Origin of the sequence: thiotrophic endosymbiont of Bathymodiolus puteoserpentis (Logatchev) (assembly GCF_900127505.1) — a bacterium.
GTDB lineage: Bacteria > Pseudomonadota > Gammaproteobacteria > PS1 > Pseudothioglobaceae > Thiodubiliella.
The window spans coordinates 3985-5628 of the sequence record NZ_UEXF01000031.1; the positions used below are offsets into that span (position 1 = coordinate 3985).

Here is a 1644-nt window from a genome sequence, read left to right on the forward strand (position 1 = left end):
GTTGCTAATACTGCAGGCATGATAGAACATTTAAGATTAATATCTCAAGCCACAGCAAAAGATAGACGGGCTTTAGTGATTGTAGATAGGGCAGGATGGCATATGACGAAAGCAATTCGTTGTTTTAGCAATGTTACATTATTACCATTACCGCCTTATTCTCCAGAACTGAATCCAGTGGAGCAACTATGGCAACAGATTAAACAAAGATTTTTGTCTAATACTACATTCCAAAATTATGATGATATTGTTGAAAGATCTTGCCAGGCTTGGAATGAAATACTAAGTGAGGATGGTTTTATTGAAAACTTGTGTAGTAGAGAGTGGAGTCTTTTGGTTTAGTTGTTTTTTGAATTTGGTATTATATCGTATAAAATTTTTAGATAATTTATCGAAGAATGTATAAGGTGCCTCCAAAAAAACCAATCAATTTTTTTAAATTTTCAGGTGTTTTGACTTTAAAAAGTCAAAAGAAATAGAGGTTTTAGTTTTAGTGGGTGGTTTTAGGTGTTATGCAGGTGTCTTCATTGAGTTAATTACCGAACAGCAACTCGGCAAACACTGGCAGAAAGAATTTATAAAATCCGTGAAAATCGAAAATTTTTTTACTGTAAAATAATTTTTTTTATCGCTACAAACTATAAAATAACTCAACCTAAGGAAATCTATTATGAAAAAACTACTTACTATTACCACCCTACTTGCTACTTTATTCTCATTTAATGTTTTCGCAGGTGCACAAGACATTGCCAAGACATTCAACGCCTCATCCACCCCAGCCGAATTAGTCAAATCAGGCTGGGCTGGCAATGATGGTGGCAAAGGCTACAAAATCCTCCAAGTCATCGTTAAAGATTCAAAAAAAACCGCAGAATTACACATTGACCATAGTGGCAAAGTTATTGCTGCCTTTGACAGTATTCAAACAACAAAAATAAATGACGACTTTGACTACAAAATGAGTGCCACTCTGGAAGACTGGGCAGACATGGGCACCGGTGAATCTGGTCCTATGTATCATATGACCTTTGGTGGTTTATCTTTTGAGGGCCCTATGGGTGAAGCTATGGAGAACATGGGGCCCTTCGCCTCTTTCCTAGTCAACATTGGCAAAAATATCCAAAATTAAACCCTAATTTATACTCAACCAAAAAAACTCAGTGTCGTTTAAGCGCTGAGTTTTTTTTCGCCCCCTCAAAAAAAATGTCTTAACATTCATGGCTTAGTCCATAACCTCATCGCCAAACAAAAGACCTTACTGCCCACTCGTCTTGTATAATTTACTGCTTAATGTTAACAAACGAGGGAAAAAGATACTGTCTTATGCTTCAGTGATAAGCAATACTTGAATATTGATGCTCTGTTGCTTTTTCTACCATATTTGTACATACTAGATTGTTTTCTTTATTTTATTGGACTTAATAATAAAGGGTAACATCCCCTTATTTTCTATTGGGTTTTATAATAAAGGGTAGCATCTCCTTATTTCTAAGTTATCTAGACCCTGTTGTTATAAAGTGTTGTTTTACAGTTTAAGCGCAACCCTTATTACCAATACTTCTGTGGCTACTCAAACTATATACCAGGCATGCCTTGCAATGCCACCGAGTTGGTGCACTTTAGAAAGCGTATAGGCGTTAAAGG

At 35.9% G+C, this 1644-nt stretch carries 2 protein-coding genes; both read left to right on the forward strand.

Features of this window, described 5'->3' with window-relative positions:
* Positions 1-342, forward strand: a 342-nt coding sequence (locus tag BHECKSOX2_RS05250; protein WP_180323675.1) for a transposase, incomplete at its 5' end; no start/stop codon positions are given.
* A gap of 328 nt (positions 343-670) precedes the next feature.
* Positions 671-1129: an SCP2 sterol-binding domain-containing protein gene (locus BHECKSOX2_RS05255; protein WP_090714384.1), complete on the forward strand. Its 459-nt coding sequence runs from the start codon at positions 671-673 to the stop codon at positions 1127-1129.
* Positions 1130-1644: the final 515 nt, after the last annotated feature.